This is a genomic window from Paenibacillus sp. D2_2, from assembly GCF_031199965.1.
Lineage (GTDB): Bacteria > Bacillota > Bacilli > Paenibacillales > Paenibacillaceae > Fontibacillus.
Window position 1 is genome coordinate 3,667,284 of record NZ_CP133605.1, and the last position, 14,733, is coordinate 3,682,016.

Sequence of the window (14,733 nt, forward strand, 5' to 3'; positions counted from 1 at the left end):
CCTCCTGAATAAACGGTACATGTCCGGTACTTTGTTATTACCATGACCAATATAATATAAATACCAATCAATTTCAATTCATTTTCCGCATTATTCCATTCGAATACGTGGATCATTTATCATCATTTGCCTCATCATTTGTCAGAAGAAAATCAGTCTGTAGCGAAGTACCGCGAACTTTGTGATTGCGAATCAGCGCCGAAGGATCATCTGACAGCATTCCCGCCGTCAGCACAGCACCCTCGCCAAACTTATCGCGCAGCATATCCATCGTCTTCGTCAGCGATTCCTTCTTCGGCTCCTGTTCATAATCAAACAGATCTAGCTGCAGTGCCGCTTCTTCCTTGGGTAGCAAATTCTGCAAAGTTATACCGAGTAGTCTAACCGGCTTCTCTGCGCTCCAATGCTGTTTATACAGCTTACAGGCTTCCGCATATACTTCCTCCGCCCTCTCCGTCACGGTATCAAGGCTATGCGATCTTGTGATTGTCTTCATATCTGGCGTACGAATCGTAATTTGCACGGTCTGGGCCATCAATTGCTGCCTGCGCAAGCGCCGCGTCACCTGATCTGCCAAATTCAGCAGTACGCGCTGGACATCTTCCATCTCGCTAATATCTCTTGGCAAAGTCGTCGTATGTCCGATTGATTTATTCTTCTCCCGTTCGTCGATAACCGGTGAATCATCATGACCGTTAGCCGCCTGCTTCATCCAGTGTCCGACAACACCGAACCGATCTATTAACAGCCGCTCTTCCGCCGCGGCCAGCTGTCCGATCGTATAGATGCGAATTTTCTTCAGCTTCTCTGCCGTCCGCTTACCAATGCCGAACATCTCATCACACGGCTTATCCCATAGAAGAGACGGCACATCTCGTATCCGCAGTACCGTAATGCCATTCGGCTTCTTCATGTCCGAGGCCATTTTGGCCAACAGCTTGTTAGGTGCAATCCCGATCGAGCAGGGAAGGCCAAGCTCACTGGCAATACGCGATTGGATCGTCTGCGCAATGTCCATTGGCGTACCAAATTGCTTCGAACCAGTAATGTCCAGATAGCATTCATCGATAGATACGGCTTGCAATAGTGGAGTATAGCTATAAGCGATATTCATGAAAGCTCTGGAGTATTTGCGATACAAATGAAAGTTCGGTTGAATCACGATGAGCTCCGGGCACTTCTTCATCCCCTGACTGACCGTCATCCCGGTAGATACACCTCTCCTGCGGGCCGCATAGGAGCAAGTAACGATGACGCCTTTGCGCAGCTCCACACTGCCAGCCACAGCGGTCGGGCGATCTCGGTATTTCTCCGGCTCCTCCGCCTCATGAACCGAACAGTAAAAAGCGTTCATATCGACATGCAGAACAACTCGCCCTCTGGCAGGATAGTATTTATCGACATTATCCAAGCGTTTCCCCTCATTTATATACTAGTAAATTCAGCATACCCTTTTCAGTAAAAAACGGTCAACATAGCGATGAACTTTTAACGAAAATTATATTACATTTAAAATATCAGAATGATATAATTAGAAAATATACCTAAATCGGTACTTCATTCTGAGGACATCCAAAGGGGGATACTTCCATTATGTCAAAAGCTTTAACTATCTTCGACACTACTTTGCGAGACGGTACTCAAGGAGAAGGCATTAGCTTATCCGCAGAGGACAAATTGAAGATTGCCAAGAAGCTGGATCAGTTAGGTGTCCATTACATTGAAGGCGGCATCCCCGGCAGCAATAGTAAGGATATCGAATTTTTCGATCGGGTTAAGGAATTGCATCTGAACGCGAAGATTACTGCATTCGGCAGTACTCGCCGCAAGAATAGCTTGGCTGAGCATGATGCCAATCTGCAGCGGCTCATCGACTCAGGTGCACAAGCGGCATCGCTTGTCGGCAAATCATGGGACTTCCACGTGCATACGGCACTGCAGACTACTCTGGAAGAGAATCTGGCGATGATCTATGATTCTATTGCCTACTTGAAGCAGCACGGGCTAGAGGTCATGTTCGATGCCGAGCACTTCTTCGACGGCTATAAGAATAATCCTGAGTATGCCTTAGCAGTCATGCGCAAAGCCGAAGAAGCCGGCGCAGACTGGCTTGTCATGTGCGATACGAATGGTGGAACCATGCCTCACGAGGTTTCTGATATCGTTACCGTGCTTGGAGGACAGATCGCTGGAACTGCAAGGCTTGGCATTCATACACATAACGACTGCGAACTGGCAGTGGCTAACTCACTCAGCGCAGTTCGCGCCGGTGCTGAAATGATTCAAGGCACCATGAACGGCTATGGCGAGCGTTGTGGCAATGCCAACCTTTGCTCCATAATCCCGAACCTGCAGCTAAAGCTTGGATATCACGTCCTCGAAGAGAAGCAGATAGAGCAGCTAACGAATACGGCCCGCTACGTAAGCGAGATTGCTAATGTCCATATGCCGGTTAACCAGCCTTATGTAGGTACAGCGGCATTTGCACATAAAGGTGGCATCCATGTATCCGCGATCCTACGTGATTCCCGCACCTACGAGCACATCGTGCCTGAGACGGTGGGTAATCACCAACGGGTACTTGTCTCCGAACTGGCCGGACAGAGTAATATTTTGTCCAAAGCTCAGAAGATGGGAATCGAATTCGATCCGGAAAAAGAAAGCACCAAGGAAGTCATTTCGCGGATCAAGGACCTAGAGCATCAAGGCTATCAGTTCGAAGGTGCCGACGCTTCACTGGAACTTATGCTGCGGGAGGCCAATGGTGAGTTGAAGAAGCTATTCACTTTTGAGTCCTTCAAAATGCTAGTCGAAAAATCGGCCGGAAAACCGGTTGTATCGGAGGCATTCGTCAAGCTGAACATCGACGGCAACTCTATGTATACCGCCGCGGAAGGTAATGGTCCAGTGAATGCGCTGGATAACGCGCTACGTAAAGCGCTGATCAGCTACTATCCAGGCCTGAAAGACATTCATTTGTCCGACTATAAGGTCCGTGTCCTCGACGATAAAGAGGCGACCGCCTCGAAGGTTCGCGTCTTGATTGAGTCCTCCAACATGGAGAACTCCTGGAGCACCGTCGGTGTCTCCGGCAACGTCATCGAAGCAAGCTGGGAAGCGCTAGTTGATAGCTTCCAGTATGCTCTGCTGGGCCAAGACAAACGTGAAGACTACGAGGAGATCCAGTCTGTCGAGAGAGGCCTTGTGAATCACTAGGGAACTCAGTACGAACGAATGAGCGATAATCAAATGATCAAATGAACGCTGAAAAACCTGCATTTCTGCAGGTTTTTCTCTGTTAAAAGCTTTGCTACGAATTCGTTAATTTCTTCATTTTGGCTTCTAAATCCTTTGCGGAAAGAGATCCCACGATAACCTCTTGGATCACTCCATCTTTCCCGATCAACACATTCGTCGGAAAGGCTACTCCGTTAAATTTACGGTAAACCTCTTCTTTCTTATCCAGCAGCACCGGGAAGGTATAACCGTAGTCCTGGACAAACTTCTTAACGTTATCAAGCTGATCATATAATGTGACATTCACGGCGTATACATCTATTGAATCACTGTATTTCTTCGCCAAGGCAACTAGATCCGACGCTTCCTCTTTACAAGGATCACACCATGAGGCCCAAAAGTTCAACAGCAGAGCCTTGTCACGTTTACCACCTACTGTATAGACCTGACCATCCAGATCCTCCAAGGAAAATGAAGGTGAAGGTGTCCCGGGCTTAGGCGCTTGCGCAGCCAGCAACTCAGTTAGTGATTGACTTGACTCAGCAGCTGCTTCCTTCTGTTCACCCTTTCCCCATAAAGCCAGTGTGCCTTGACCCAAATTGGAGTACAATACTGCTCCTAATAAGATGATCAATCCTATCAATATCCATTTATGCCTTCTCATGTAATCCATTCCCTTTATAAGGTTGTTCAAATAGTTTTATCTAATCTTATTAGATATTGTACCCTGATTCGGAGAATTGTTACAGCTTGATAAGCGAAAAATAAGCAGGATGCAAAATCAATCAAGTATGGCTGCCTTATAACCAACATCCGCCGGATTAAGTTCTTTGCTAATTTCCTTCGTCCCATCGGCACCTAAGTGATCTGGTTCATCATTCTGCTGCAGATGCATCTCTTCCTGCTCGAACATCGGTACAGATAGCTGGTTGAGAACATTCAACTGTTCCGGATACCCGTAAGTACCGTGTTCACTTATATCCAGGCCCATGATCTCTTCTTCCTCCGTTACGCGAAGCCCCATCAGCAGCTTCATCCCACCGAGCACAAGCAAAGACAGAACAAGTACAAATATAAACGTACCGATCACACCAAGTAGTTGCACACCCAATTGACTCAAGCCACCGCCATAGAATAGGCCAGCAGTTCCTACCCCGGTCGTCTTTGCCAGCTCAGGTGTCGCAAACAATCCGGTAGATATGGCGCCCAGACCCCAGCGATTCCATGAACCGAAAAGGCACAGATCGGATCATCAAGACCGATATGTTCGAACCATCTAGCCGTAAAGAAAGTTATAACTCCCGCAACAGCTCCTATGAGGAGGGCAGCCCAAGCTTCCACAAAAGCGCAGGAGCCAGTAATCGCTACAAGTGCGGCCAACACACCATTCAACATGCTCGGAATATCCGCTTTGCCTAATATAGCCCAGGAAATGAGTAATGCAGCTACAGCTCCTGCAGCCGCAGCGAGATTTGTCGTCATTAGTACGAAGCCAAAAAATCCATTCTCAAGCGGTGTTAACGCACTGCCGGGGTTGAAGCCGAACCATCCGATCCAGAGGATAATCACGCCAAGTACCGTCAGCACTTGGTTATGCCCTGGAATGCTGTTCGGCTTACCAGCCTTATTGTACTTGCCATGGCGCGGCTTCAATAGAATGAGTGCTGCTAAGGCCGCCGTTGCTCCCGTAAGATGAACGACCATTAACCGGCATAATCCTGCATTCCCAGTCGTCCCAACCAGCCACCACCCCATACCCAATGGGCTACAATCGGGTAGATTACAACTGTGAATATGGTGCCGAACACCATATATACGCTCAGCTTCGCTCTCTCCGCCATTCCTCCGCAAGCAATCGCCAACGATACTGCTGCAAAAGCCATCTGAAACAGGAACATTAAATTCAGCGGAACTCCAATCTCGGAGAAAACGCTAAATGATCCGATATCTCCCTCACCGCCGAACGGAAAACCGGATCGTTCCGAGGAAGCCATTGCCATCTCCAAACGCGAAGCCAAATCCGAGTACCCACCAGGCGATCACAGCGATACCTAACGTCAACACCGTTTTACCCGCTACGTGTCCGGCATTCTTCATTCTTAACGAGCCAGCCTCAAGCAGTGCAAATCCCGCTTGCATGAAAAAGACGAGCATCGCCGCGACAAATACGAAGACCGAGTTCAAGCCGACCTGTAATACTTCTCCACGAACTTCCCCCTCTGCCGCATACGCGGAAATCGGGAACGCCATGACGGCGATAATTCCCGATAGACTATAAATCCATTTCCTGCTCATAAATAACCAGCTCCCCAAATGTCATATTCCCTAACACATTGTTAATGATTAAGCTGATTATATGATCTAAAATATGCATAAAACAATGCCGATTTGGTCAGTCTTTATATACTTTTAGGAATACTTAACATTCCTTGTTATTTATATGTACATTATAATCAGAGATCTACTAACATTTCTAAAGTGTAACGTTTGACTGTATAGTTGCATATCGAGTATCATATATCCTATATATAGAGATCACATACTGATATTACTTGGAGAGAGGGTGAATCTATTGGGGATATGAAGTTGTATCGTATTGGGGAACTAGCCAAAGCTGCGGATGTCAGCGAGCGGACAATAGATTATTACACCAAACTGGGCCTGATCTTGCCGGAGAAACGTACCCAGAAAAATTATCGTTTGTACAGTTCTGAAACCTTAAAGAGACTCGAACGTATTAATCAGATGAAGCAGGAAAAGTATACGTTAGAGGAAATTCGCGAGAAGCTAGATCAATGGAGCACGGTCAGCGGAGAAGAACAAGTTAACGAGAAGCTGAGCTCCCTGGAGATACGTATGCAGCAGCTTGAACGGGAGGTCAAGGAGCTTGAGCCGTTGATTTCTAATCTCAAACCAGGCCAAGCCCGGCGGGCATATACTAACCTGATGCCACAAAGTCTTGCTTGTATCGAAGCAATTCAGATTCTAATGAATCACAATCCTTTTAACTAGAACTCGCCGAATCCTTCCTTTGACGCACACTATTTATTCTACAGACTATGGAGGAATGATAAATGTACTCTAACATCATGCTAATTCCTATTCTACTCGCTTTCGGGCTCTCGCTTTGGGCCCAGTTCAGGGTAAAAGGAACGTTTAATAAATATACGCAGGTACCAAACATGTATGGTTTAACAGGACATGATGCCGCAAGACGTATGCTTGACGCGAACGGACTGTATGATATTCCAATCGAACCGGTCCGCGGGCGCTAACTGACCACTATGATCCGATTCATAAGGTTGTACGCCTATCCGAGCCGGTATACTACGAAAGCTCGATCTCAGCTGTATCGGTTGCCTGCCATGAAGTAGGCCATGCTATTCAGCATAAAGAATCTTATCCGATGCTTGTACTACGCCATCGCATGTTCCCATTTGTGAACTTCGCTTCCGGAGTAGCACCGTTCCTGCTTCTGGCAGGTATCATCTTCGGGGCATTCAATTTGATCGGACTTGGTATCATCTTCTTCTCGGCAGCTGTACTGTTCCAGCTGGTTACATTACCCGTTGAGTTCAACGCCAGCAACCGAGCGCGCAAGATAATGGTGGCCCAAGGCCTCGTCACTCACGAAGAAGAACGCGGAGTAGCCAACGTATTGAACGCCGCTGCATTAACTTATGTCGCAGCCGCCCTCATTTCTGTGCTTGAATTACTTCGCTATATTTTGATTTTCACTAGCAATCGCGACTAAAGCCATTAGAAGGATGACAACATCCTTTAGTAGCTGTTCTTCATACCAACAACAAAAAGCACCTCCTACTTCAGGGGTGCTTTTTGTTGATTATATTACTTCTTATAGTTTCTGATGAATTATTGACTCGGCGGAGTATCAATTTGAAGTCCAAAGTACTCGAGCAAGAACGCTCTAAATGATTTCGCAACTAGAGGCAACTTCTCATCTGACCGAGAAATGAGGCCAATCGTCCTTGTCACCTTCGGCTGGGAAATACGTACTCGGCTTGGCTGGAGTTGAAAACTCTGATACAAAGCCATCTCTGGCAGCAGGCTTACTCCCATTCCTGCGGCAACAAGACCGCGAATCGTATCCGTCTCTTCTCCCTCGAACGCGACCTTCGGTGTAAAGCCCGCTTCCAGACAAGCATGCCATACGATAGGACGTAGAGAGTAACCGTTTCCAAATAATATAAAATGATCATCCTTCAGCTGGCTTAGAGTAATACTCTGTTCCCCAGCCAGAGGATGTCCAGGTGGCAGGATCGCCACTAATTCCTCGGTCAATACAATATTACCAACGACCTGATCATGATTCTCCGGAAATGGAGAGATAAAGGCTAGATCAACATCTCCAGAGACCACATCGCGGATTAATGTAGGATAAGTCCCCTGTTTGAAGCGGAATTTAACATTGGGATACAATTTACGAAATTCCGAGACGATGCTAGGTATAAAATGAATTCCAAGACTGTTCGGGAATCCAAGACGGATCTCACCCAGCTCCGGATCGAGAAGCTCATGAACTTCAGTGACCGCCCGCTCTAAATCCTTCAAAATCGTCTCTACCCTGCTGCAGAACAATTGTCCCACTGCCGTGAGATGCAAATTCCTCCCCTTCTGCATGAACAAGTTTACACCTAGTTCCTGCTCCAGCTGGTGAATTTGTCTACTTACTGCCGACTGCGCCACATGCAGCTCCTCTGCCGCTTGTGTGACATGCTCTTTTTTCGCCACTTTTACAAAATACTGCAGTTGTCTTAATTCCACAGAATCTGATCGCTCCATTTCACATCTGTTCAATATCCTTTGAAATCAGGACCATTGGCGTACCGAACTATAGTTCAATGGATGTCAGAGCAAAATGTTAACGCTTAATCTGTTAACAAAGTCACCTATAGATCAGTACTTCTTTAATTTACCATGTACTTTCTATTGGTTCAATGATTCTTTATGAATCTACTCAGAATTGCATATAGAACAAAGCCGCCAAGCAATCCGCCGAAATGGGCAATCCAGTTGATCTGCGGAACGATAAATGAATAGACGACCCCGATCATAAGCAGACTGTACAGTGTCTTACGAGAGTTCTCATCGATTAGGTTACGCTGCAGTAGAGCGATGAACAAGAAAGCCCCGTAGACGCCATACACAGCCCCAGAAGCTCCGACAGCTATATGATAGTCCATCGAACGGTGATATACGACCAAGCTAATGATATTTCCGATCACTCCACTGAAAATAAACAGTACGAAATACTTAATATGCCCCATCAATCGTTCCAGAGGCGGCGCGAAGACCAAAATAGCAAAGCAATTCGATACCAAATGCATTAATCCCGAATGAAGAAACATCGCCGCAAACAATCTCCACAACTCCGTATCAAACGGCGGAACATTGGTTACTGCGCCGAGCCTAAGCAGAGTGTACCCATTTGTCGATCCGCCATAGAACAGCTCGACGACAAACATTACGATATTAGCGACCAGAAGCAGACTTGTAACTGGATAATACCGTAGATAACTTCTCCAATCTTCGTATCGTATAAAGATCATATCGTTTCCTCCTTGTACTCCACTCTTTATTTTTATAAGTTGGACAATCTCTTTTTAAAACGATTATAATTAAAATTAGAAACTTTATCTAACTAATAGGAGGAGAAGACAAATGACGCAAGAACGCACTAACGCTGCTACATTTAAAGGCAACCCCATTACCTTGATTGGACCTGAACTTAAGGTCGGGACAAGGCTCCCGATTTCCGGTTAAACAAAAACCTGCTTGAAGAAGTAACCCTCGCCGACTATGACGGCAAAATCAAACTGATCAGTGTCGTACCCTCCCTGGATACAGGCGTATGTGACGCCCAAACAAGACGCTTCAATCAAGAAGCCGCTGAGCTTGGAGAAGATGTTATCATTCTGACGGTCAGCGCTGACCTTCCATTCGCACAAGCTCGCTGGTGTGGAGCTGCCGGAGTAGATCGCGTGGTTACACTATCCGACTACAAAGATAATTCTTTCGGTAAAGCATACGGCGTCCTGATCAAGGAATTCGCGCTTGACCATCGTGCTGTCTTCGTTCTCGACAAGGACAACACCATCCGCTATGTTCAAGTACTTAACGAAATGGGCGAGCATCCGAACTATGAAGAGCCAATCGCAGCTGTGAAAAGCCTGCTTGGTTAGTTCTCAGGATCCATATATGAAATGACAAGAAAAGCGAGTAAGGAGGAAACTCCCTGCTCGCTTTTTTTTGCCCGATCTAGATTAAGCTAATACTTTGTAGGCAGCCAGCTTCTTATCCAAGATGGCGAACAAATGAAGGATATTACGGTAATTGGCCCCAGATCCCCCATCGAACCCCGAGTCGCAGAATATACATCGACAGCGGTACGGAGAGGACCCGTAGACACGATAGATACAGTTATATCCATAACCCGTCCGAATTTGGTCCGCTTCTCTAACGTAATCTCACCTACGTTAGGAACTTCATGCAATACTTTATATCCGGGAATCTTCTTTAGAGTTGAAATTATTTCTTCCCAGGCCTGTTCCTTGGATAATTGATAATATCTCGTCTTTAATTCAGGTGTCTTCGCACGATCACTTGTACCGTCATAGCTGCGAAAAATACCGACTAATGTTCTTTTTAGCGACAACCTGCTCTTCCTCCTTCATATAGCGGCAAGAAATAGTAAGTATAATTTATATTATAGTGTAACATTGATTGGAGAACAAACAAAGTCGATTCAGGTAAGATGGCAAATAAAAAAGGCACCTCGAGGACTCTTTTTCACAAAAAATCCTTCAAAGTGCCGCATCCATTATGCAAGACCCGCCTATGCCGTCCGATTATCGTGTCTCGAACCTGCCTTAGCAGGTGGGTGACCGCAACGACGCTTTTGAAGTCCCCTAATCCATTGGATAGGGCCTTTCAGCTGCGGCGTAATGTAAGTCTCCCGAGACTTTGTCATTGGTTCAAAACAACAATTAACCGAAACGTACATCGCAGGACATATTCACATTATAGAACTTCTTAAATCAATTGTAAACATGACAATTTTCGCAGATAGCCCTTACGGCTCGTCCGAGAGAACAAGATTAATTCTTCTCTTGGTCCTCTCCTTCAGGCAGTTCAGCAACCTCGTCATCACCGGATTGCTTGTCCTCTTCATCCAACTTACGGAGTCTCTCTACCTTCTCCTGCACCTTCGTGTAGGCGATATTGAAGTTGAAATAAGCCATCCATGCAATCAGTGTAGCGAAGCCAAAAGGAATGAGCCAAGAGAACTTCAAGGTAATAATTCCAATCACCACTGCAGTAAGGAATGTAGACAGTGTGCGGAAAGGTCTGAGAACCGTAAGCAAAATAGCATTTTTAATTAACATACTAGTCTTCATGTGAAAGTGAGCAACTAATGAGAAGAAATTAAACAAAGATAACAAGATGAAAAATAAAAGTACAAGCATAACGATGCCAAGAATCTGCATGTTCTCAAATTGCTTCATGTACACTTCATAATCGACATACATGATAACGATCAGGAGAGTATAGAAGATACCTCCCAGCATACTTTGTTTATAATTATCCTTGTAACTTTTAAAGTATAGCTTAGTAATACCAAGATCAGCCTCACCCATTACCCATTTCCGAGTCACCGAGAACAAAGCTGAAGTCGCAGGAAAAAGTGTAAACGGTGCCAAAATCGCCATAACCCAGTAAGTCATAACTTCAGGTTGCGCAGCCGGATCGGCACTGTAGATAAGCTTAAGGAACACGACAATCATAAATGGGGAAGAACATAGCATCCAATATAAATTGCTGCCAGCGATTCGCATAATCCATTCCGTGATTTTGTATAATCCACCCATCATTCCTTTGGTTTCCAAAAAAAATCTCCCTCCATCAGTAACAGAATCTGTCTATAGTTATAACTATACATGATTCATGGCCGACTATCCAGCGCCTATTTTGTACATACATAGGTAAGAGTCTAGACTGGTTCATTCACCCAGCATAAGATATACCGTACTTCAAAGTTCAACAAAAACATTTTTTGAAAATTTATAAGGAGGTTATTCCATGTCTGGTGTTGTTGGTGGTTTTGGTAGTTGTGGTAGCTGTGGCAGTTGTGGTGGTGGATGGACATTTACAGGTACAATCTTAGTATTGTTCATTCTCCTGGTTATTGTTAGCCGGACCTTTATGTATTAATAAAAACAGCAAAAAGAAGACGAAGATGTCCTTCGTCTTCTTTTGCTATTCCATTACTTATCGGAGAAGCTGCCGCCATTCTTTGGTCTGCGCTCGCCGTTATTGTAATTGGAACGCGGTTTGCGGTCGGATGAGCCTCCGCGATAAGAATCACGTCCGCCTTCCTTATTGTAGCCGCCTTTGTAGCCACCGCGATTTCCACCCTCACGATTTCCGCCTTCGCGACTGTCGCGACGGTTGCCACTACGGTTTCCGTAACCGGAAGGTTTACGCCCATTGGAGCGGATGTCCGGGTTGCGACGTTTCACACGAATCGGCTCTTCCGGAGTCAATTCAACGGAAGCTTTTTCATTCTTCTCGCCGGTAATCAGCTTGAAGGCAGCTGCAAGTAAATTGACAGAGTCGTATTGCTCCAGCAATTGGATAGCAATGCCTTTATATTCTCTAAGCTCTCCCTCTTCAACGATCTCCAGGATTCGCTCAGCTGTAATCCGCTGTTTGCCTTCAATCGCTTCAGCAAGCGTAGGCAATGGCTTACGGGTGATCTTATGACGGGTAATCCGTTCGATAAAATGCAGATGATCGATCTCCCGTGGTGTTACGAAGGACCAAGCTGTACCTTCCTTACCTGCACGGCCAGTCCGGCCAATACGGTGTACATAGCTCTCTGGATCCTGCGGCAAGTCAAAGTTCACGACATGTGTTACGCCAGATACATCGAGTCCACGGGCAGCCACGTCGGTAGCAACGAGGACGTCGATGCTTCCGTCACGGAATTTGCGCATGACATTATCACGTTGATTCTGCGACAGATCACCATGTAGGCCATCAGCAGAGTAACCCCGTTTTTGTAATGCTTCAGACAACTCGTCTACACGACGCTTTGTCCGTCCGAATACGATAGCAAGCTCAGGGGATTCCATATCTAGCAAGCGGGAAAGGGCATCAAATTTCTGACGTTCATTGACCTCAATATAGGCTTGATCAATAAGTGGAGCACTGACCTGTTTAGGAATAACAGATACATGCTCAGGATTTTTCAAAAATCTTTGTGCCAGTTTTTGGATATTCCCAGGCATAGTCGCGGAAAATAACATGGTCTAACGTTCTTCGGGGACAAGCTTCAGGATCGATTGGATATCCTCCATGAAGCCCATATCAAGCATTTCATCAGCTTCATCAAGAACTACGGTCTGTACATCATCAAGCTTAATCGTCTTACGATTGATATGATCCAACAGACGTCCTGGAGTACCGATAATGATCTGTGGCTTCTTCTTCAACGCACGGATCTGCCGTACAATATCCTGACCACCATAAATCGCTAAGGAACGGGTTCCCTTGAAACGAGCAAGCTTGCCGATTTCTTCTGCAACCTGAATGGCCAATTCACGGGTCGGTGTCATAATGAGAGACACGATATGCTCTTCATCTTTGGAGATTTTATTGATAAGCGGCAAACCAAAGGCTGCGGTTTTTCCTGTTCCTGTTTGCGCTTGTCCGATCATATCTCGTCCAGACATCGCAATCGGAATCGATTTGGCTTGAATCGGGGTTGCTTCCTCAAATCCAAGCTCCGTTATAGCTTGTAATACTTTAGGCTCTAGGCCAAATTCTGAAAATGTGTTCAAATTGTCCTCATACTCCTTCTATACAGTGGACATTCCACCTTCTTAACTGTATTCTTAAGTAGCGTTTAATCTGTTTATAGACTGTCCAGTCAGCCCAAAAAATTTACATAAGCTCTGGATCTAAATAAGCATCTGACGACAAATCAACCTAATTCTACTGGCCATTTCACTGAAATATATGGACCATCAAAGTGGAAGAGATCCCTACTCAAGAATATCTCAAACATTATAGCACAAATCATTTCATAAATACCAGCAGAATGCAGGTGGGTATACTACTTATTATTTTAAGGAGGATTTTTAGTGTTTAAGGAAATTAGGAACTATGTCATCATCTTGATCGGGGCGGCATTTATTGCCTCAGGCTTCAATTTGTTCCTCGTTCCCCAACATCTTTTGAGTGGAGGAGTATCCGGATTGGCTATGCTGACAGGGTACTTCACTCCATTTAGTATAAATACGATGTATCTAGCCTACAATGTCCCGTTGTTAATCATTGGACTATTTCTACTTGGAAGACGTTTCATCGGTCTGAGCATTCTGTCCGTTGTCGGGGTCACGATCATGATGGCTTTCATTCCGGAGAGAGCTCTAGCCTCTGATACACTTCTTGCGGCGGTCTTCGGCGGTGTGCTCGTCGGTTTCGGGGCAGGTATTTCCTTTAGAGTCGGCGGGTCATCCGGCGGCTTCGATATTCTCGGCTCGGTAATTACGCGCTACCGGGATTTCCCTGTTGGAAGCATCATTGTTGTTTTGAACGGGGTTGTAATCTTAGCCATGGGTTATTTGAATGGTGACTGGAATTCAGCCCTTGCCTCGATGGTATCCATTTATTTGACCGGCAAAGTAGTAGATATGATTCATGTTAGCCATAATAAAGTTACTCTGTTCATCGTGACTGACAAGACCGAAGAGCTCTTGGAGCAACTTCTGGCTCGTCCGCGAGGGGTGACGAAGATCAAGACCGAAGGTGCTTTTTCCCATAAAGAAAAAGATATGCTTATGACCGTTACGACTATGTATGAGTTAACTGAATTAAAAGAAATCATTAAACAAACTGATCCTGCCGCCTTCGTCAATATCGTGGAAACTACAGGTATTATGGGCTCGTTCCGCAGACGATAAACAGACACTGGTCTACTTAAGGTGCCGTTCCAATTTTGCTGCATTATGCTATAATAATGTCATACGGTTCCTTAGATAATCTAATACATTTTCTTCCGCCTTCGCTTTACCTGATTTCACAAGCTCGTGCTTTTCCGTTTTTGAATGATTCGAACCAGAATGATTCTAGGGGAAAGGGTGATTGAAGTGGAAATGGAAACGGTAAAACTGGCACAGATCGTTAGAAAATGGTTTCCGGATATGCTGCCTTTCTTAGATCAAAAGGAGCTTAACTCTATGATCATCCTCCGTGATGGTCTGACCATTTTGGAACCGGAAGATGCGATGGAGATTATCCAGCACAGCATCTGTGAGCATCAAAACTCGGCATTTCTTCATTAAAAATGTGCGCGTTCAAAGAGCCAAGCTTGTTTGAACAACCTCTAAATGTAGCTGCATCACCAAGCCGTTTCTTTTGCTTGATAGCAGAAGAAACGGTTTTTGCGCTTTTCAGCGACATTAAATCATA

The 14,733-nt window shown here is 45.5% G+C and carries 10 protein-coding genes, 1 other RNA gene and 5 pseudogenes; 7 read left to right on the plus strand and 9 right to left on the minus strand.

The annotated features are described in order from the left end of the window. Positions 1-112: 112 nt before the first annotated feature. Positions 113-1,411, minus strand: coding sequence for a DNA polymerase IV (locus tag RE628_RS18575; protein WP_309154455.1), 1,299 nt, complete (start codon positions 1,409-1,411; stop codon positions 113-115). A gap of 182 nt (positions 1,412-1,593) precedes the next feature. Here RE628_RS18575 and cimA point away from each other — a divergent pair, with 182 nt between their 5' ends. Then, positions 1,594-3,216: a citramalate synthase gene (gene cimA / locus RE628_RS18580; RefSeq protein WP_309154456.1), complete on the plus strand. Its 1,623-nt coding sequence runs from the start codon at positions 1,594-1,596 to the stop codon at positions 3,214-3,216. A 94-nt stretch (positions 3,217-3,310) separates the two neighbouring features. Here the strand turns inward: cimA and RE628_RS18585 are convergent, their stop codons facing one another. Together RE628_RS18585 and RE628_RS18590 are read right to left on the minus strand one after the other, a co-directional pair. Next, positions 3,311-3,901: a TlpA family protein disulfide reductase gene (locus RE628_RS18585; protein ID WP_309154457.1), complete on the minus strand. Its 591-nt coding sequence runs from the start codon at positions 3,899-3,901 to the stop codon at positions 3,311-3,313. A gap of 117 nt (positions 3,902-4,018) precedes the next feature. Then, positions 4,019-5,532: pseudogene (locus tag RE628_RS18590) on the minus strand (ammonium transporter). A 285-nt stretch (positions 5,533-5,817) separates the two neighbouring features. Between RE628_RS18590 and RE628_RS18595 the strand changes: the two are divergent. Together RE628_RS18595 and RE628_RS18600 are read left to right on the plus strand one after the other, a co-directional pair. After that, on the plus strand, positions 5,818-6,249 hold the full coding sequence (locus RE628_RS18595) for a MerR family transcriptional regulator (protein WP_309154458.1): 432 nt from the start codon (positions 5,818-5,820) through the stop codon (positions 6,247-6,249). 62 nt (positions 6,250-6,311) lie between these two features. Further along, positions 6,312-6,991, plus strand: a pseudogene (locus RE628_RS18600) (zinc metallopeptidase). Between the two features lie 119 nt (positions 6,992-7,110). Here the strand turns inward: RE628_RS18600 and RE628_RS18605 are convergent. Together RE628_RS18605 and RE628_RS18610 are read right to left on the minus strand one after the other, a co-directional pair. Next, complete coding sequence (locus RE628_RS18605; protein WP_309154459.1) at positions 7,111-8,022, minus strand: glutamate biosynthesis transcriptional regulator GltC; 912 nt, start codon at positions 8,020-8,022, stop codon at positions 7,111-7,113. 170 nt (positions 8,023-8,192) lie between these two features. Continuing rightward, on the minus strand, positions 8,193-8,807 hold the full coding sequence (locus tag RE628_RS18610; RefSeq protein WP_309154460.1) for a rhomboid family intramembrane serine protease: 615 nt from the start codon (positions 8,805-8,807) through the stop codon (positions 8,193-8,195). 112 nt (positions 8,808-8,919) lie between these two features. On the opposite strand from RE628_RS18610, the pseudogene tpx reads away from it, so the two are divergent. After that, a pseudogene (gene tpx / locus RE628_RS18615) lies at positions 8,920-9,440 on the plus strand (thiol peroxidase). An 81-nt stretch (positions 9,441-9,521) separates the two neighbouring features. On the opposite strand, the pseudogene RE628_RS18620 reads toward tpx, so the two are convergent. The 3 genes and pseudogenes from RE628_RS18620 to RE628_RS18630 all read right to left on the minus strand — a co-directional run bounded on the left by RE628_RS18620 (position 9,522) and on the right by RE628_RS18630 (position 11,144). Beyond that, a pseudogene (locus tag RE628_RS18620) lies at positions 9,522-9,913 on the minus strand (DUF1499 domain-containing protein). Positions 9,914-10,082: 169 nt separating this feature from the next. Continuing rightward, a non-coding RNA gene (ssrS, locus tag RE628_RS18625) (6S RNA) lies at positions 10,083-10,272 on the minus strand. A gap of 83 nt (positions 10,273-10,355) precedes the next feature. Further along, positions 10,356-11,144: a YesL family protein gene (locus RE628_RS18630; protein WP_309154461.1), complete on the minus strand. Its 789-nt coding sequence runs from the start codon at positions 11,142-11,144 to the stop codon at positions 10,356-10,358. A gap of 193 nt (positions 11,145-11,337) precedes the next feature. Here RE628_RS18630 and RE628_RS18635 point away from each other — a divergent pair, with 193 nt between their 5' ends. Continuing rightward, on the plus strand, positions 11,338-11,469 hold the full coding sequence (locus tag RE628_RS18635) for a YjcZ family sporulation protein (RefSeq protein ID WP_309154462.1): 132 nt from the start codon (positions 11,338-11,340) through the stop codon (positions 11,467-11,469). Positions 11,470-11,522: 53 nt separating this feature from the next. On the opposite strand, the pseudogene RE628_RS18640 reads toward RE628_RS18635, so the two are convergent. Beyond that, positions 11,523-13,100 (minus strand): annotated as a pseudogene (locus tag RE628_RS18640) (DEAD/DEAH box helicase). Positions 13,101-13,403: 303 nt separating this feature from the next. Between RE628_RS18640 and RE628_RS18645 the strand changes: the two are divergent. Then, on the plus strand, positions 13,404-14,225 hold the full coding sequence (locus tag RE628_RS18645; RefSeq protein WP_309154463.1) for a YitT family protein: 822 nt from the start codon (positions 13,404-13,406) through the stop codon (positions 14,223-14,225). A gap of 144 nt (positions 14,226-14,369) precedes the next feature. Further along, positions 14,370-14,606: a hypothetical protein gene (locus RE628_RS18650; RefSeq protein WP_309154464.1), complete on the plus strand. Its 237-nt coding sequence runs from the start codon at positions 14,370-14,372 to the stop codon at positions 14,604-14,606. Positions 14,607-14,733: the final 127 nt, after the last annotated feature.

Bases quoted from the DNA above. Each gene is read 5' to 3' on its own strand.
- RE628_RS18650 (WP_309154464.1), top strand. From the start codon at position 14,370: ATGATTCGAACCAGAATGATTCTAGGGGAAAGGGTGATTGAAGTGGAA.
- cimA (WP_309154456.1), top strand. From the start codon at position 1,594: ATGTCAAAAGCTTTAACTATCTTCGACACTACTTTGCGAGACGGTACT.
- RE628_RS18585 (WP_309154457.1), bottom strand. From the start codon at position 3,901: ATGAGAAGGCATAAATGGATATTGATAGGATTGATCATCTTATTAGGA.
- RE628_RS18595 (WP_309154458.1), top strand. From the start codon at position 5,818: ATGAAGTTGTATCGTATTGGGGAACTAGCCAAAGCTGCGGATGTCAGC.
- RE628_RS18610 (WP_309154460.1), bottom strand. From the start codon at position 8,807: ATGATCTTTATACGATACGAAGATTGGAGAAGTTATCTACGGTATTAT.
- RE628_RS18635 (WP_309154462.1), top strand. From the start codon at position 11,338: ATGTCTGGTGTTGTTGGTGGTTTTGGTAGTTGTGGTAGCTGTGGCAGT.